We start from the raw sequence: 17,901 nt of genomic DNA, 5'->3' as shown, positions 1-17,901 counted from the left end.
AAAAGACGCCCCGATTTTGATATGATCAGGGCGATTTGCTTAATTTTACTTCGATGCTTATTGATTACTCTAGGAAAGTCGTGACCGCGCTATTCTAAAATAACTTGCAGTGCTGATTTCAAATCCTGATTGTCGCAGCGTTGAATTTGGACTTGCGGTGTTTTATGCCAGTGCGCAAATGCTTGTAGGGTTTTCGCTAAATCTTTCGCCATTGCATCGCTAAAAGAAACGCCGTGTTCAAGATGCAGTGCTTTTATTTCCATGACACCTTCTTTTCTGTGCGCTTTTGCATCGACGCGCCCGATTAATTTGCCGCGCCGTAAAATCGGCAAAGTGAAGTAGCCATACTGGCGTTTTGCTTCGGGGGTGTAGCACTCAAGTCGATATTCAAAATCGAATAATTCTAAAGCACGTTTTCTATCCCATACGACAGGGTCGAATGGCGATAACAGGCAAGTGTGGGTGGCACGTAATTGACCAGCAAGCGCTTGGTTAATGAGGTCTTGATGTTCTGGATGAAAATAAGCAGGTTCATCCCACCCTTCAACCGTGATTTTTTGTAATAAGCCATGTTCAAACAAGTTTTCAGCATGAATAGGATGCGCTAATTTCTTCATACGGAAATAGTCGGCAATCCAACTAGCTTTGCAAATGCCCAAAGCCTTAACTGCATCCAGTACCTGCATGCGTTGGTCATCTAAGAAATTGCCAAGATCACGTTTGTCATTCCATGTTGGATGAACGCGTTCAGTTAAATCATAGACACGATGAAATTTTTGACGGCGTGCCACCATGACTTTGCCAGTCGTGAATAAGACTTCTAGCGAGCGTTTTTCTGGTTTCCATTCCCACCAGCCGCCAGATTTACCATCGGTGCGCTCAAAATCAGCAGAGCGACATGCGCCGAATTCTTTAATGTGCTTGAGAATTTGTTTCACTTGGCTGGCGTTTTCGCGTAGCCAAGTTTGATTGAATTTCCATCCCATCGACTCTGGGTTGAGCATTTGATGCCGATAACGGCCGAAGCTTTCTATCGGCAGAAAACAAGCTTCATGTGACCAATATTCGAAAAGTTTTCCTTCTTCCAAATGTTGTTCTAGCCACTCTGCTTGATAGTCACCCAGACGGCTCCACAGCACCAGATAAGGACTCCGCGCGACCACGCTGATCGTGTCGATCTGCAGCACACCCATATTCTGAATAGACTTGAGCACCGTGTCTTTATCTGCACGTTGTTTGGGGGGCTGTAATAAGCCTTGGGCGGCTAGATGAATGTTTCTGGCGGCGGTCAGGCTGAGTGGCATGATTTTTTTATGGAGGAAAGTAAAACGACAAAGTTTAACCGCAGAGGCGCAGAGAGCGCAGAGAGCGCAGAGTTTTTTTGTGAGTTTCGGTGTATCTTCAACAGAATCTCATGACGTTTTACTTTGCGTGTTCTGCGCCTCTGCGGTGAAAGTTCCTTGCCCCTTTATGTGAAGTTAAAAATGTTTCAAACCAATCGCGGCTTTGACTTCATCATTGGTTCTTGCTGCCACTTCACGAGCGCGATAGGTGCCTTCTTTGAGTAATTGCAAGACATGGCCGCGATCTTTTTCGTACTCCTGACGACGTTCACGAATCGGACGCAACATGTCTTGAAGTACGCCTTCGAGGCGTGCTTTAACTTTGCTGTCACCAAGACCACCGCGTACATAATGATCTTTCATCGCTTGCAGTGCATCTTTATCGGTATCAAAAGCATCGAGATAAGTGAAGGCAACATTGCCTTCCAAATGGCCCGGATCTTCAACCTTTAGATGCAAAGGATCGGTGTAGACGTTGCGCACCGCCAGTTTGATATCGGCTTCGCTTGCGCCTAGGTTGATGACATTCCCTAAGGACTTACTCATCTTGGCTTTACCATCAATGCCAGGCAAGCGACCAATTTCTGGAACCAGTGCTTCGCATTCGACCAAAATATCTTTTTTCGCTAAACGGTTGAAGCGACGCACGATTTCATTGGTTTGTTCGATCATCGGAATCTGATCTTCGCCAACGGGTACCAAGGTCGCCTTGAAAGCAGTGATATCTGCCGCTTGGCTGACTGGATAGGTGAAGAAGCCCGCCGGAATATCGCGTTCAAAATTACGCAAGATGATTTCTTGTTTGATCGTCGGATTGCGCTCCAGACGCGAAATGGTGACCAGATTCATGTAGTAAAAGGTCAGTTCGGTCAACTCAGGGATTTGCGATTGAATAAAAATCGTTGATTTACTCGGGTCGATACCAACCGCCAAATAATCTAATGCAACTTCGATCACATTGTTGTGCACTTTGGCCGGATCATCCATGTTATCAGTCAAAGCTTGGGCATCGGCGATCATGATGTATTGCTGATATTGATCCTGATAGGTGACGCGGTTGCGCAGACTACCGACATAGTGACCAAGATGCAGCGGGCCGGTTGGACGGTCACCGGTCAAGATTAAATGCTGCTTGTTGGCGGATGGTTGGTGCGAAGCTGGTGTTTCTGCCTTGGCTTCTGTGGAATTTGCTGCTTGCTCGCTCATGAGTGATCCGAAAAATGTTGGAAAGGGAAATCTTTATGTGGAAATAAAAATGCCGCGCTTATTCAGAAGGGCGGCATTATAGATTCTGTGTTTGCTGTAGTCGAAATCGGGTGCCACCCTTTTTAAAGGTGCTCCGCCAATAGCCACGATTGATAATGAATGTGCATTTCATGCAGGCATAATGCCGTTTCTCACTGTTTTTTGTCAAGATTTGTCTATCTGCTCATGGTAAAATCGCGCGCTTAGATTAGTGATGCCACGAATGGTGTCTTGTCTTTTTGAATAATAGGAGAGCTTACGAAAAATAGACGCTAGCGTCGTTACTGTTGCCTCGCCGTACACTTGTACTGTCTTTGGCAAAGCGCCTAGCTAGCGCAATTTTGCGTCAGTCCTAAATAGAATAGAAAGCTTTTGAAGTGAACTCTGCACCGACCAAACTCATCATCGCTTCGCGCGAAAGCCGTCTTGCTATGTGGCAGGCTGAAAATGTCCGTGATCGTTTGCGTGCATTGTATCCCGCTTGCGATGTGCAGATTTTGGGGATGACCACACGTGGTGATCAGATTTTGGACCGAGCTTTGTCGAAGGTCGGTGGTAAAGGTTTGTTTGTTAAAGAGTTAGAAGTGGCGATGGAAGAAGCTCGTGCCGATTTGGCGGTACATTCGCTCAAAGACGTACCTATGGAGTTGCCTGAGGGCTTTGCCTTGGCGGCGATTTTGGAACGTGAAGATCCGCGTGATGCTTTTGTTTCTAATCAATTTGCGTCTTTATCAGAGCTGCCCGATGGTGCTATTGTTGGGACTAGTAGCTTGCGTCGCCAAGCCCTAATTTCTGCGCGTTTTCCGCACTTGGTGATCAAGCCTTTACGCGGCAATTTGGATACCCGTTTGCGCAAGCTTGATGAAGGTGAATATGCCGCGATTATTTTGGCTGCAGCGGGTTTGAAACGTCTTGGCTTACCAGAACGTATTAAAGCATTTTTGGAACCTGTCGAAAGTTTGCCAGCAGCCGGGCAAGGTGCGATGGCGATTGAAATTTTATCGACGCGTCAAGATCTGCTTCATGCTTTAGCGCCGCTGAATGATCTGCCTAGTTTTCAGGCGGTTTCGGCAGAGCGTACCGTGTCGAAAGCTTTTGGGGGCAGTTGTCAGATTCCATTGGCAGCATTTGCGCAAATTGAAAATGGTGAAATGCATTTACGTGCGATGGTAGCGACACCGGATGGCAGTCAGTCTTGTAAAGCAGAAGTGCGTGGCAACGCGGAACACTTCGAAGCTTTGGGAATGCAAGTAGTTGCTAGTCTGCGTGCGCAAAATGCGGATGCGATTTTGGCGGTTTGCCGAGAAACTGAGCAGGCCTGAGCTGCACAGGTGAATTTCACACAAATAGAGATAGCGATGCAAGCTCCGGCGGTCATCATTACGCGTCCACCGCATCAAGCCCAGCACTTGCAAGCGCTGTTAGAGAAGGCCGGGCGATCCACGATTGTTTTTCCATTGTTTGAGATTGAACCGATCTCAGAGAATGCAGCGCTCGACCAAGCTTTGCGTGATTTGGCGAGTTTTGCTTTGGTGGTGTTCGTTAGTCCCAATGCGGTTGATGCGTGGTTTCAGCGCTTAGCTTCCGCATGGCAGTGGCCGGCCGAAGTCGCGATTGCTGTTGTCGGTGCGGCTAGTCGCCAAGCATTGCTTAACTATGGCATCGATGATCAGCATGTGCGTATTTTTAGTCCAAGTAATACAGAGAGAACGGATTCTGAAACCTTATTAACAGAACTGGATTTGCCAGCATTGAAATCGAAGAAAGTGTTGTTAGTGCGGGCTGATTCTGGGCGAGATTTTTTGGCCGATGCTTTACGTGATGCACAGATTGAAGTGCAAGCGATTACCGCTTATCGACGTGTGACGCCAACATTTGATGCGTCGAAAAGACAAGATTTACAGGCTTATTTGAATGCAAGCTGCGATTGGGTGATCACCAGTTCGGCGGTGCTAAAAACCTTATTAAATTGGTGCGCTCAGCTCGATCAGCCAGATGCAGTCGCCAAAATGCAACAACAACATTTGTTTGTGCCTCATTTTCGTATCGCTGAGGTCGCAAGCGAATTAGGATTTAAACACATTCGTCTGACTGCTTCAGGCGACGAAAAGCTCTTACTCGCGTTACAATCACCATTATGACTGAACAAACTCCCTCTACCGACACCATGTCAACGACCAATAATGCGACTGAAGCAACTGCTACAAATGCGGCAAGTGTCTCTGCAGAGAACACACAGGCTGCTGCAAGTGTGAACACAAATGCAAATGGAAGTGCGTATGCAGGCAATGCCAATAACACGCCTTATATCGTCTCAGGTGTGTTGGCGCTGTTGTTAGCTGCGCAATGGTATAGCTCGCAAAATCAGATGAGCACTTTGCGAGAAGAGGTTGCACGGCGTTTGCAAACAGCGGATATCAATAATAACGAGATTAAAGGGATTGCAAAGAACGTGCAGGAGTCTTCGCGCGATATGCAAGCCAAAGTCAGTGTGCTAGAAGCGAAACAAACGGAAGCGCAAGGTCAGCAAGTGGCGCTTGAACAGTTGTATCAAGATTTATCCAAGAGCCGTGATGAATGGGCTTTGGCCGAAATTGAACAAGTATTGGCAACGGCCAGTCAGCAATTGCAATTGGCTGGTAATGTGCAGGGTGCATTGATTGCTTTGCAAAACTCAGACGCACGTTTGGCAAAGGCAGAAAAAACGCAATTTATCGCGGTGCGCAGAGCAATTGCAAAAGATATTGAGATGCTCAAAGCCTTGCCACAATTAGATATGACTGGCTTGGTTTTACGACTTGATAGCGTGATCGCGCAAGTTGATAATATTCCTTTGTGGTCGGATGAAAAACCACCTGTCGTCTCTACGCCGCCTAAAGCCCCATTACGTGTATTGCCAAGATCGTCGAAGGCAAAAAATGACAAAGTGGAAGAGGCGACAGAGAGCACTTTCGCCGCACAATTGCAAGATCGTTGGCAGAGTTTTTCCAGTGAGATGTGGAGCGAGATGAAGCAATTGATTCGCGTGCGTAATGTCGAATCTCCAGATGCTTTATTGCTCAATCCTTCACAAGCCTATTTTGCGAAAGAGAATTTGAAATTACGTTTGCTTAATGCGCGTTTGGCTTTGTTATCGCGTAACGAAGGTGCTTTCCGAAGCGATATGATTTCAGCACAAGATTTGATATCTAAATATTTCGATGTGCGTTCAAAACAAGCGCAAACGGCACAAGCCTTGTTAAAGCAAATTCAAAGCAATAACTTGTCGATAGAAATGCCTGCATTAACAGAAAGTCTTAATTCTGTTCGCAATTTCAAGGTAAAACCTTAATCTCACCAAAAACCCATGCGTATCTTTATTCGTATTCTCATTCTGTTTGCCTTGGCTGTCGGTATCGCGATTGGCGGGCGTTTTAACGCTGGTAATGTGGTGTTGTTCTATCCACCTACACGAATTGATGTCTCTTTGAATTTCTTCTTATTGATTTTGGCTGCCGTATTTTTTGTAGTGTATGTGATCGTGCGTACGATCGTTGTCACTACCGAGATGCCCAAAAAAGTTGCGGAATATCGTCAAAGTAAACGGGAGCGCGAAAGTAATCGTGCGCTTCGTGACGCTTTGAAGGCGCTATTTGAAGGTCGTTTTGGACACGCCGAAAAGTCTGCGGTGAAAGCCTTAGATTTGCCGGAGAACAAAGCTCTCGCCAGTTTGATAGGCGCAAAAGCAGCGCATCACATGAGTCAATCCGAGCGTCGTAATGCTTGGTTCGCAGGGATCGAAGACGATACTGCGTATAAGACTGCGCGTCTAGTCACGATGACTGAATTGTATGTAGATGAACATAAGGCTGAGCAAGCCTTAGAGGCGGTCAAAGAATTGAACGCACGAGGTAAGCGGCACATTCAAGTATTGCGCTGGGCATTAAAGGCGAATCAGCAGGCGAAGAATTGGTCCGAGGTTGTGAAGTTAGTTCGTACTTTAGAAAAGAATCATGCAATTCATCCAGCCTTGGCTGGACGTTTGCGTGAAATGTCGTACGAGGCCTTGTTGAAAGAAAATGGACATGATGCCGAATCATTGCGCCGCATCTGGAGTGAAGTGCCAGCAGCGGAGCGTAAAAATCGCTATATTGCCGTGATCGCGGCCGCAGCATTTACTCAATGCCAATTGCTGGAAGAAGCAAGAAATATCGTGGAACGGGCGCTAGCGGAAGAGTGGGATAATCGTTTGTTGCGTAGCTATCGCGAAGCAGCTGGTGTTGAGGGATCTGCGGCTTTGCGTTCGCAAATCGAACACTGTGAAGATTGGCTGAAGAAGCAGGTAAAAAATGCGGAACTCGAATTGACCTTGGGTGTATTGTGTTTTCATCAAAAGCTATGGGGTAAAGCGCAAGTGCATATGGAAGATGCTTTAAGTCACGCCCAAGAAGCCCGTATCGTCCGTGAGGCAAATTTGAGCTTGGCGCAGTTGCATGAAAAGCTGGGACAGCCTGCTGAGGCGACTAAACATTACCGTCAATGTGCGCTGGCAACAAGTTTATAAACGAGAGATTTGCGAATTGATCTGACAGATTAATCGGATTAAAATCGGTAATAAAGCTGCTGAAGTAAATCCGGAAGAGCTGCTGCAATGCACCAAATATGCCTAAAAATCGCTATAATCCTGCCATTACTGAGTGATTGTGTTGGATTTAACCTGAAAGTGTCTTATGAGTTTAAATAAAGTATCTGCCGGCCGTGATTTGCCAAACGATTTTAATGTGATTATCGAGATCCCTATGAACGCGGATCCGATTAAATATGAAGTAGATAAAGAAAGCGGCGCGATTTTTGTTGACCGTTTTATGGGTACGGCGATGCACTATCCATGCAACTACGGCTATGTACCAAACACAATTTCTGGCGATGGCGATCCAGTTGATGTTTTGGTGATCACACCATTTCCATTGATCCCAGGCGTTGTGGTGCGTTGCCGTCCTATCGGCATTTTGAATATGCACGACGAAGCAGGCGCAGACGGTAAAGTTTTAGCAGTACCTATCGACAAAATTTTACCTATCTACCAACATTGGCAAAAACCAGAAGATTTGAACATTCTGCGTTTGAACCAAATCCAGCATTTCTTTGAACATTACAAAGATTTAGAGCCAGGTAAATGGGTCAAGATCGATGGTTGGGGCAGTACAGATGATGCCCGTGCAGAGATTTTGAATGGTGTCGAAAACTACAAAAAATCTTTAGCTTAAGTATAGCTAAGTCTAAAGGACTCTTATTTGTGAAGTAGTGGCTAATCCACATGCAACACCTAAACACATAGTAAGTTCCTTAGTTCTAAAAAACGATCCGCTCGCATTTGCGCCCGGGTCGTTTTTTATTTTATTTGCCGATGTTTTTGAGGAACCTTATTTATCAGTGTCGTTATCGTGTTTTCGATTGATTTAAGGCCTGCAATTATTTCATGGCTTAATTAATTTTGTATTTCGTATTGGTAGTGTGCTCTGGGAAATATGCAATAATGCAATTTTAATTACTAAATTTATTTGTGTGATTCAGCATTCAAAGCGGTATTTTTTGCTGTTCTAGGTCAATAAGCATTCATTATAAGGTGCAGATCGCTGACTAATTTGCAAATAGTCCAAAGGAAAAAATGAATAAGAAAATCTCGATCGTCATAGCTTTGGTTCTAGCCGCAGGGGCGATAATTTTTTTTGTGAAAAACAAGACGGTCGCCGTCGTTAAGCATCAAACCAATAAAGTAGAACAGGGCGCCATTAGTAGCTCTTTTTATACAGCAGGTACCTTGGCCTATCGCAATCAAGCGCGCCTTTCTGCCGAGCTGGTTGCTAAAGTCACGCATATTTATGTGCAGGAAGGTCAAACAGTAGAGCAAGGGCAGGAGTTAATTAAGTTAGATGACTCCAGTGTTAAGGCGGAGATTTCGCAAATGGAAGCACAAGTCGCACGCGGTGATATTGAGATACGTCGCGCCCGAAGTGACATGGAGCAAAAGCGAACCGAGTGGCTGCGTCAGAGTGAATTGACAGCGCGTGGGATGGTCAGTAAGCAAGCGCTCGATTTAGCATTGAGTGCTTTGGATAACGCGAAATTTCAACTCGAATCGAACGAAAAAAATGCGTTACAAAATGTCGCGGCATTATTGCAGAAACAAAAACTCTTAGAAAAAACCATCATCCGTTCGCCGATTCAAGGTGTGGTGATTGCGATACCGATTAAGGTCGGCGAGACGGCGGTCGCCAGTGCGGTGAGTTTGGCCGGCTCTAGTTTAATGACCATAGCCGATCCCAGTAGCATGGTGGTCGAGGCGCAAATCGCGGAATTTGATATTGCGCGTATTAAATTAGGACAAACCGCTGCGATGACGACCAGAGCGGTTCCTAATGAAACCTTCATGGGAAAAGTGACGCGTATCGCTCGCAGTGTCAGTAACGATAGTAAAGCGCCCAACGACAATAAAACGGTGCGAACGGTCGCAGTGCAAATTGAATTGGCGACTAGTCATCCGCAATTTGTGTCGGGCATGAGTTGTGATCTCTCCTTGATTGAAGGTGCGCAAGCCAAGACTTTGTTAATTCCGCTGACAGCGCTGCGTGTTGATGAAATCAGTACCGATAATTTTTCTGGTGTTAAGCGTCGTGATTACTATGTCTGGCAAGTCAAAAATGGTCGCGTGGTGAAACAGATGCTGGAGATTGGCTATGCCGATGAGTATAGGCAAGAAGTGCGCAAAGGTTTGACACTGGGCGATGAGATTATTAGTGGCCCCGCCGCCTTTTTGGAGAAGCTGCGTGACGGTCAAGCATTGCCGGAAGTCGATGTTCGATGAAAGCACTGTCCTGCAGATTGACATTTTGGAATTAGCCCATGCTGATTAGTGTATGGGATATGTTCGTGCAAGCATGGACGCAGATTCGCGCGCATCTGGGGCGCAGTTTGCTGACGGCCTTAGGCATCATTATTTCTATCACGGGTGTTATCGCTATTACAGGAGTGATGCAGGGGCTTGAGTTAATGGTCAATCGTCAATTGACATCGCTGGGCTCTGAGTTGGTGATGGTGCAAAGCGCTGGTAGCACAAAATTGGTACGACGCGAATGGGATGCGCTAAGCTCTCAAGTAGCTGGCATAAAGTCCTTAGTAGCGAGTCAGCAGATTGCATTTCGTCATAATGTCACTGGTGACGAAATCGCTGTACGTTATGGAAAACTGAGAAAAAATGTCAGCGTCGCTTCGGCCTCGATGTTGCTTCCGCAACTGTATCAAGTTCTTCCGCTACAAGGTCGTTTTATCCTGGCGAGTGATGAGGCCGCGCATCATCGTGTTTGTGTGATCAGTGAAGATTTGATTGCGGCATTAGGATTGCCTCAAAATCCTCTAGGGGTGAAACTTGGTTTTGCGCATTTTTCTTTAGAGATCGTAGGCGTACTGCCACCCGTTAAAAAAGCAGGCCCACGGCAGTTGGCGCAGATGTACATCCCTTTTGGCCTTGCTCAAGAATTAGAAAATAACACAAGAACTTTAAGCTTTGCTTTTACCCTCAAAGATTCAAATCAACATCAATCGGTCATCCGACAAGTAAGACAGGTCTTGCGCGCATCCTTAGCACGCGCACCGAATGAACAAGATGGTTTTACGATACAAGATGCGGGACAATTACGCGCGGCGAATGATGAGATTATACAAATGATCTCGGTGGTGTTGGTCTTGTTAGTGTCGATCTCTATGCTGGTCGGTGCGATTGGCATCATGAATGTGATGCTGGTGGCGGTGACGCAGCGGACTCGCGAGATCGGCGTCTTACGTGCGCTGGGTGCGACTAAGTGGCATATACGACTACAGTTTTTGATCGAGGCTAGTAGTATTTCTGGTCTGGGAGCCATGGTCGGTTTGGTGTTGGGTGTCTCGCTCGCCAATATTTTTGTCAAACTCACTTTTGACGATGTTAACCGTATCGTGTTGCCGCTTTGGCCGATGTTGTCGGCGGTCGGCGTCGCACTCTTGGTGGGTGTGCTGGCCGGTGCGTGGCCTGCAATGCGTGCCGCACAACTTGATCCTATTGAGGCGCTTGCGGCGGAATAATGAATGAAAGCTCAAATGAATCAGGCGCAAAAATGGCGTGTTTTTTTGCGTGTCTCTTACTCGAAATTTAAGGTGAAGATTTGATGTTTGCTTTCTTTGATTTATTTCAGCAAGCGTTAACCCAGATTCGCGCTTATGCGCTGCGTAGCGCTTTAACGGCATTGGGCATCGTGATTGCCGTGACGGGCTTGGTGACGATAGCCGCGGTGGTGCAAGGTCTGGATAAAGGCGTCAATCAGGTCTTATCGCAATTGGGTTCGGATTTGGTGCTGATTGACGGTAATTATATGAAAGACCGTGTCATGCAGCGCCCAATGTCAAAGCAGGAATGGCAGAAGCTGAGTGCGCAATTGGTTAATGTTAGCCCGGTAGTTGCTACCAGCAGGCTTGATGTATCCGACCTGGTTTATCATGGCAAAAAATCGACCGTTGAGGTGTTGGCCGCCTCTTATTTTCATCCGCAGCTGTATCAGCAGTTTCCCACGCAAGGTCGATTCTTGATGGAGAGCGATGAGACCTCCAGGCTCAGAGTCTGTGTAATCAGTGAACACCTGATTGCAGAATTGGGTTTGCCGCAGATGGCCTTGGACAGCGTGATTACTTTGGGGACTTTTTCACTCAAAGTGATCGGTGTGGTACCAGGAAATGGCGACGCTGGACAAGGTCTGCGACAAATTGGTGATGTGTATGTGCCATTCTCGGTCGCAGAAGAATTGATGGGACAAGAGCGTCGTTACGCTTTTGGATTTCGGGTATCCGATCAATCCCAAATGGCCTCCGCGCTCTCCGACGTCAAGCGCATCTTGCACCAGTCTTTAAAAACACCCGATGGTGAGGCGGAAGATTTTTTGATTGAGAGTAGTGATCAAATTCGAGATTCGGCCTTGCTATTGGAAAAAGCGATTTCAAAAGTCTTTTTTGCGATTGTTGCGATCTCTTTGGTGGTGGGTGGTGTAGGAGTGATGAATGTGATGCTGGTATCGGTTACCGAGCGCACACGTGAAATTGGTATCTTGATGGCTTTAGGTGCGAGCAAACAAACTATACGCTGGCAGTTTTTGTTGGAAGCGATTCTGTTATCGGTGATGGGTGCCATCGTTGGTGTGTTGCTGGGTAGCGCTTTGGCGCATATTGTGGTGCGCTATATACCGAAAGCCAGTACGCCTTCAGTGCCAGTGTGGGCGATTGTGTCAGCCGTTTGCGTATCGGTCTTAGTCGCATTAATTTCAGGCGCGTTGCCCGCCGCTCGCGCTGCCGAGCTTGATCCTGTTGTCGCATTGTCGAAAGAATAAAATGAGTTTTTCTGATGTTGCAAATCTGCGTGATCAGCCTTTGATTCAATTTCAAGCTATCTCGCGCCACTATCAAATGGGTGATGAAGTGATTCATGCGCTTGATAAAATTGATTTGTCGGTCAAACGCAATGAATACATGGCTTTTATCGGCGCCTCTGGCTCAGGTAAGTCCACCATGATGAATATTTTGGGCTGCTTGGATACGCCTAGTAGTGGTCAGTATTTATTGAACGGTAAAGACGTAGCGCATCTCTCGGACGTGGAGCTGGCACGCACACGCAATCAAGAAATCGGCTTCATTTTTCAAAGTTTCAATTTATTGACGAGAGCCAGCGCGTTACAAAATGTGATGCAACCTCTGGTTTATCGTGGTATCCGCCCAGCGGAACGTAAACGTCGGGCGTTATTGGCGCTGGAGCGTGTTGGTTTGGCTAATCGGGTTGATCATTTGCCTAATCAACTCTCGGGTGGGCAGAGGCAAAGAGTCGCAATCGCTAGGGCCTTGTGTGGCGAACCCTCTATTTTGTTGGCGGATGAACCAACTGGTAATTTAGACAGCACGACCACGACAGATATTATGAGTTTATTTGATGCTTTACACGCTGAAGGTCATACTTTGATTCTAGTTACGCATGAGGCAGAAATTGCCGCGCACTGTCAGCGGACTGTACGACTAAGTGATGGGCGTATTCTTAGTGATATGTCGAAATAAATCGTTCAATTCAACGCGACTTAAAAGCTAGCACAGCCAAGATTGCCGCAATAATAAAACTACCCCAACCCAACCAAAATAAATTGCTCTTATGTGCAAAAGGGCTTGCTGTGGATGTAGTGTTGCTTTCTCTGCTTGCTGAAGATTGACGTCGTGCACGTTTTTCTCCTGCCAAAAACTTATTCAATGCTAGCGCCATTTCGGCTGCGTTTTTATAGCGGCGATGCGTTTTCTTTTGCATTGCCTTCATAACGATGTGTGCCAGTTTTTCTGGTACGTCTGGATTGAGTAAGTCAGGTGATTTTGGAGTTTTGTGTGTGATGTTGTAAAGCAATTTATCGAAATCAGACGCCGAAAAAGGCTTTTGTCCGGTCAGCATTTCGTACATCACTGCGCCAAGAGAATAAACGTCTGTTAATGCTGTTACTGGTTGACTCAAGGCTTGTTCAGGGGACATATAGTTAGGTGTACCCATAATCGTACCTTTGAATAGGGTCTGCGGTTGACCGTTATCATCTAATACGCGATTGGGTACACGGGCGATACCAAAATCGACCACTTTAGGCTGATTGTTTTCGACAATGAAAATATTGGCGGGCTTGATATCGCGATGAATCACCCCTTGATTATGCGCAAATGCTAAAGCACCGGCGATTTTATAAGCGATACTGGCAACTTCAATCACATCAAAACGTTTGCCGCTTGCCATCAACTCTCGTAAGTCTTTGCCTTGTAAGAATTCCATCGCGATAAATGTTGTGCCACCTTCAGTCGAAGCATCATAAATTGTCACGATGTTCGGATGGGATAAGCGACCTGCAGCGCGTGCTTCATTAATAAATTGTTGTTCACGCTGTTTTTTGTCGCTTCCACCTACCGGATTGTTCAAAATTTTGATGGCGACTGCACGGTCAATAATCGGGTCATGGCCAAGTAAAACGTTACCGTTGGAACCGCTACCCAACTTATCGGTGACAGTGAACCGTCCAATTCTGCGCATCGGTGTTTTACCGGGTGTGGCGGGGCTGCTGGCATGGATATTTTGAATCATACTGACGAAAACCTTGAATTAAATCGTTTTAACCATCTGCGAGGATGGGTTTTTATGCCCGTACATTCTAAAGGATTTGATTGCTTTACATGTAAATGAAATTCACATTTGTCAAAAAATGTTGCAAAATTAGTCGCTTCACGAAAAAGAGGTTTTGATACCACTTTGGAATTGCATACGCATTACTTAAATGGGGAGTGCTCATTCAGTTCATCCATATAGCGCTCGATTCCACCTTGTTCTCGCTCGAGAAAGTGCGCTACTGCATTTGCAAATGCAGGTTCATTCAAATAGTGCGCAGAGTATGTCTTATGCGGTAAAAATCCACGTGCTAATTTGTGCTCGCCTTGCGCGCCACCCTCGAATGTTTGTATCTTTTCGCTGATACAAAAATCTAAGGCTTGATAATATGCTGTCTCAAAATGCAAGCAGGGTAGGTGTTCAAGGCAGCCCCAGTACCTGCCATAAATTGTTTGATGGTCATAGATAAATAGCGCGGCGGCAATTCTTCTCCCGTCTAGAATCGCAATCACTAGGTAGAGGTGCTTAGGCATTTCTTGTCCAATACGAAGAAAGAAATCTAAGTTTAAATAGGGCGAAGAATGATGTTCAGCATAGGTTCTGTCGTAGCATTGCTTGAAAAATTTCCAGTCCTGTTCCGTAATGTCAGCGCCGCGTAAGTGCTGAAATTGAACCCCAGCTTGACTTACTTTGCGTCTTTCGGCGCGAATGTTTTTGCGTTTTTTTTGATCAAGATGCATCAAGAAATCTTCGAAATCCTGAAAATTTTGATTCTGCCAATGAAATTGCACACCTTGTCGCGTCATGAAGCCAGCTTGTTGTAAAACCCCTATTTCTGGTTCGGTTGGAAAAAGCAAATGACAAGAGGAATACAGACCACTTTGTGTAATTGCTTGTAAATTTCTTATTAGTGCCTGCTGTGCTTGCTGATCACGTGCTAGCAAGCGATTGCCTTCAATTGGTGTAAAGGGAATCGCAGATAGTAGTTTGGGATAATAGGCGACATCATGTTGATGGTAGGCATTGGCCCATGCCCAATCAAATACATATTCACCATAAGAGTGGCTTTTCTCGTACAGAGGCATAGCGGCCATGAGTTCTTGACCGTTCCAAATGCTGATGAAGCGCGGTGTCCATCCAGTTTTAGTCGAAGCAGAACCGGATTCGTGTAAAGCATGTAAGAACGCGTAGGATAAAAAAGGATTTGGCTTGGTCTGCAATTGCAATAATCCGTCCCAATTTGCTTGTCCAATCTCCGATAGAGAATCGACCAAGCGCATGCGATAATGTGATACTTCAGAATTCATCGTTAATTGCCTTAAATCTTATGACAGCAAATACAGTAAAAGTTGCGATTGCTCAAATGAATAGCATCGTTGGCGATCTGCTTGGCAATGCTCAGCAAATCGTTGCTTATGTAAGCCGCGCAGCTGCTCAGTCTGCCGATATTGTGGTGACGCCTGAACTATCATTAGTTGGTTATCCGCCAGAGGATTTGCTTTTACGCACTGCGTTTTATCAGCAAACACAAGCGGCATTACAAAAATTAACCAGCGATTTACAGCAATTTCAAAACATCTATGTGTTGGTTGGGCATCCATTAGCGCAAGATGGATATCACTATAACGCGATTTCGGTTTTGCTGAATGGTGCGATCATTCATACCTATTTGAAACACGCCTTACCGAATGATGCCGTATTTGATGAAAAGCGTTATTTTGTCACAGGCGATCAAGCGGTCGTGTTTGAGGTGAAGGGCACGCGTTTTGGTATCAATATTTGTGAAGATGTTTGGAATGGTGATGCGCCACAATTAGCACGCGCTGCTGGCGCTCAAGTCTTATTAGCACCGAATGCTTCGCCGTTTCACATGAATAAAAATGATTTTCGTATTGAGGTTATGCGCCGAAACATCAGTTCGCTAGGCATGAGTTTGGTGTATGCAAATTTGTTGGGCGGTCAGGATGAATTGATTTTTGATGGTAATTCTTTTGTGCTGAATCATGAAGGACAGGTTTGCGCACAATTGAAGCACTGCGAAGCTGATTTGCAGATTGTTGATTTTATCAACGGTTTACCACAAGCCAGTATTGTGGCGGAGACTATGTCAGTAGAAGCACAAATTTATCGCGCGCTCGTGTTGGGAGTGCGTGATTATGTGACGAAGAACGGTTTTCCTAGTGTTTTAATTGGTTTCTCAGGCGGTGTCGATTCTGCTTTGACCTTAGCGATCGCGGTCGATGCTTTAGGTGTGGAGAAAGTGCGAGCAGTCATGATGCCTTCGCCTTACACAGCGGATATTTCGTGGTTAGATTCGCGCGATATGGTCAAGCGCATCGGTGTGCGTTACGATGAAATTTCAATTAACGAATGTTTTGCCGCGTTTAGAAATACCTTGAGTCAAGAGTTTGCCGGCTTGCAAGAAGATACGACAGAAGAAAATATTCAAGCACGTATTCGCGGCACCATCTTGATGGCGATGTCGAATAAATATGGCTCTATCGTTTTGACCACTGGTAATAAAAGTGAAATGGCGGTTGGTTATTGCACCTTGTATGGCGATATGGCCGGTGGATTTGCGGTAATTAAAGATGTCGCTAAAACCATGGTTTATCGACTTTGTGCATATCGAAATTCAATTGGTGATGTCATCCCCGAACGCATCATCACGCGACCACCATCCGCGGAGTTAAGGCCAGATCAAAAGGATCAGGATTCCTTGCCACCGTATGATATTCTCGACGGTATTATGCAGCGTTATATGGAAGAAAATCAGTCACGAGCTGAGATTGTCGCGGCGGGATACAGCGAAGCCGATGTTGAGCGCATAACGCGTTTAATCAAAATTAACGAATATAAACGACGTCAGGCACCAGTAGGAATCCGGATTACGCATCGCGCATTTGGCCGTGATTGGCGTTACCCAATTACTTCGAAGTTCCGTGATTAAAATATGAGTAAATCAGTGAGGAAAGCATGAAACAAATAACCGCAATCATTAAACCATTTAAATTAGATGAAGTTCGTGAAGGCTTGGCGGATGTCGGAGTCACTGGCTTGACAGTGACTGAAGTCAAAGGTTTTGGTCGCCAAAAAGGGCATACAGAATTGTATCGTGGCGCTGAGTACGTGGTTGATTTTCTGCCGAAAATAAAAGTTGAAGTCGTGGTCGATGATAAGGTTTGCGACAACGTAGTTGATGCGATCATAAAAGCTGCACATACTGGCAAAATTGGTGATGGCAAAATCTTTGTACAGAATGTCGAGCAGGTAATACGTATTCGTACGGGTGAGACTGGGCCTGAGGCAGTTTGATGATTGTGTATCTAAAATGACGAAACTGGATGAAAACTCATCATGAAAAAGGTGCTCTCTCGATGGACTGAGCGCCTTTTATTGTATTCAGGTTTTGGTGGATTAGATCGCAGTTGGGCTACAAAGCACAACATTCAAGCAATCAACAGTCTACTGGTAGTATCGTTCTAGCTTATATTGTTGAAGGTTACTTGATGACTGACCATGTTCACATGTGTTTGAGCATTCCACTCAAGTAGTCAGTTTGAAACGTTGTCGGTTTTATCAAGTGTAAGAGTGTGATATCAATAGCCAGACATCTTGGTGGACAGCAAAGGAATTTTACATGTGAGGTATTCTGGGTAAGAAGATATTTTATTTTAACGGTGGGACTCGATGAAGAAATGGTTAGTGCATACGTCCGAAATCAGGAGCAGAAGGATGAACGGTATGACCAAATGAAATTGGGACTGTAGCCGTCTTTAGACGATACAAGGGTTACCAGCGCCTTCGAATATTGCGTTGCAGGTTATGTCATAGTCCTTATTTCTCATATTAGTGAATGGATTTAATAAAACTTTCTGTTTCGCGTGAAGGCATCTCAATATCAAACATAAGTATCTTCTTCTGAGAGGTCTTTCACTAAGGCTGTAAAGCAAAACATCCAAGAAGTAATGAGAGGTCAGTCGAACATCTCAACCCCATTTGCGCTGCCCAATCGCTTTTGAAGGGTATCAAACCGTCACTCGTCTTGAGTCTATAGAAAACCTAACTTGGTCAGAGAATAATCTCAATATTCAATCCAATATCTTGTTGAAAACGTCGCATGACGAAAGCTGAATA

The 17,901-nt window shown here is 45.6% G+C and carries 15 protein-coding genes and 1 pseudogene; 12 read left to right on the top strand and 4 right to left on the bottom strand.

Features of this window, described 5'->3' with window-relative positions; genetic code table 11:
- Nucleotides 1-89 precede the first annotated feature (89 nt).
- Nucleotides 90-1,304, bottom strand: coding sequence for a winged helix-turn-helix domain-containing protein (locus H8K33_RS06920; RefSeq protein WP_186890248.1), 1,215 nt, complete (start codon nucleotides 1,302-1,304; stop codon nucleotides 90-92).
- A 174-nt stretch (nucleotides 1,305-1,478) separates the two neighbouring features.
- The gene (gene trpS, locus H8K33_RS06915) at nucleotides 1,479-2,549 is read right to left on the bottom strand and encodes a tryptophan--tRNA ligase (protein WP_186890247.1); all 1,071 of its coding nucleotides are present in this window, start codon (nucleotides 2,547-2,549) and stop codon (nucleotides 1,479-1,481) included.
- Nucleotides 2,550-3,019: 470 nt separating this feature from the next.
- On the opposite strand from trpS, the gene hemC reads away from it, so the two are divergent.
- The 9 genes from hemC to H8K33_RS06870 all read left to right on the top strand — a co-directional run bounded on the left by hemC (nucleotide 3,020) and on the right by H8K33_RS06870 (nucleotide 12,692).
- Entirely contained in the window at nucleotides 3,020-3,910 is an 891-nt protein-coding gene (gene hemC / locus H8K33_RS06910; protein ID WP_186890493.1) for a hydroxymethylbilane synthase, read from the top strand.
- A 9-nt stretch (nucleotides 3,911-3,919) separates the two neighbouring features.
- Nucleotides 3,920-4,729 carry a uroporphyrinogen-III synthase gene (locus tag H8K33_RS06905; RefSeq protein ID WP_343043789.1) on the top strand — a complete coding sequence of 270 codons (810 nt, stop codon included), beginning with the start codon at nucleotides 3,920-3,922 and terminating at the stop codon, nucleotides 4,727-4,729.
- Nucleotides 4,726-5,919, top strand: coding sequence for a uroporphyrinogen-III C-methyltransferase (locus tag H8K33_RS06900; protein WP_246443389.1), 1,194 nt, complete (start codon nucleotides 4,726-4,728; stop codon nucleotides 5,917-5,919). The genes H8K33_RS06905 and H8K33_RS06900 overlap by 4 nt, the downstream gene beginning before the upstream one ends.
- 15 nt (nucleotides 5,920-5,934) lie before the next feature.
- Nucleotides 5,935-7,131: a heme biosynthesis protein HemY gene (locus tag H8K33_RS06895; RefSeq protein ID WP_186890245.1), complete on the top strand. Its 1,197-nt coding sequence runs from the start codon at nucleotides 5,935-5,937 to the stop codon at nucleotides 7,129-7,131.
- 166 nt (nucleotides 7,132-7,297) lie between these two features.
- Nucleotides 7,298-7,834, top strand: coding sequence for an inorganic diphosphatase (ppa, locus tag H8K33_RS06890; protein ID WP_186890244.1), 537 nt, complete (start codon nucleotides 7,298-7,300; stop codon nucleotides 7,832-7,834).
- A gap of 401 nt (nucleotides 7,835-8,235) precedes the next feature.
- On the top strand, nucleotides 8,236-9,432 hold the full coding sequence (locus tag H8K33_RS06885; protein WP_186890243.1) for an efflux RND transporter periplasmic adaptor subunit: 1,197 nt from the start codon (nucleotides 8,236-8,238) through the stop codon (nucleotides 9,430-9,432).
- A gap of 38 nt (nucleotides 9,433-9,470) precedes the next feature.
- Nucleotides 9,471-10,685 (top strand): ABC transporter permease, encoded by a 1,215-nt coding sequence (locus H8K33_RS06880; RefSeq protein ID WP_186890242.1) that lies wholly within the window; start codon nucleotides 9,471-9,473, stop codon nucleotides 10,683-10,685.
- Nucleotides 10,686-10,768: 83 nt separating this feature from the next.
- A complete protein-coding gene (locus H8K33_RS06875; protein WP_186890241.1) occupies nucleotides 10,769-11,977 on the top strand; it encodes an ABC transporter permease in 1,209 nt (402 codons plus the stop codon).
- A gap of 1 nt (nucleotide 11,978) precedes the next feature.
- On the top strand, nucleotides 11,979-12,692 hold the full coding sequence (locus H8K33_RS06870; protein WP_186890240.1) for an ABC transporter ATP-binding protein: 714 nt from the start codon (nucleotides 11,979-11,981) through the stop codon (nucleotides 12,690-12,692).
- A 10-nt stretch (nucleotides 12,693-12,702) separates the two neighbouring features.
- Here H8K33_RS06870 and H8K33_RS06865 read toward each other — a convergent pair whose 3' ends face one another.
- Together H8K33_RS06865 and H8K33_RS06860 are read right to left on the bottom strand one after the other, a co-directional pair.
- A complete protein-coding gene (locus tag H8K33_RS06865) occupies nucleotides 12,703-13,743 on the bottom strand; it encodes a serine/threonine protein kinase (RefSeq protein ID WP_186890239.1) in 1,041 nt (346 codons plus the stop codon).
- A gap of 182 nt (nucleotides 13,744-13,925) precedes the next feature.
- On the bottom strand, nucleotides 13,926-15,071 hold the full coding sequence (locus tag H8K33_RS06860; protein ID WP_186890238.1) for a GNAT family N-acetyltransferase: 1,146 nt from the start codon (nucleotides 15,069-15,071) through the stop codon (nucleotides 13,926-13,928).
- 20 nt (nucleotides 15,072-15,091) lie between these two features.
- Here H8K33_RS06860 and H8K33_RS06855 point away from each other — a divergent pair, with 20 nt between their 5' ends.
- The 3 genes and pseudogenes from H8K33_RS06855 to H8K33_RS06845 form a co-directional block, all read left to right on the top strand.
- Entirely contained in the window at nucleotides 15,092-16,714 is a 1,623-nt protein-coding gene (locus H8K33_RS06855; RefSeq protein ID WP_186890237.1) for an NAD+ synthase, read from the top strand.
- A 26-nt stretch (nucleotides 16,715-16,740) separates the two neighbouring features.
- The gene (locus H8K33_RS06850; RefSeq protein ID WP_186890236.1) at nucleotides 16,741-17,079 is read left to right on the top strand and encodes a P-II family nitrogen regulator; all 339 of its coding nucleotides are present in this window, start codon (nucleotides 16,741-16,743) and stop codon (nucleotides 17,077-17,079) included.
- A gap of 176 nt (nucleotides 17,080-17,255) precedes the next feature.
- Nucleotides 17,256-17,534 (top strand): annotated as a pseudogene (locus H8K33_RS06845) (transposase); the annotation flags it as partial.
- Nucleotides 17,535-17,901 lie beyond the last annotated feature (367 nt).

The organism is Affinundibacterium amnicola, assembly GCF_014284275.1.
GTDB classification, from domain to species: domain Bacteria; phylum Pseudomonadota; class Gammaproteobacteria; order Burkholderiales; family Burkholderiaceae_D; genus Undibacterium; species Undibacterium amnicola.
This window is presented reverse-complemented; position numbering and strand designations above follow the sequence as displayed.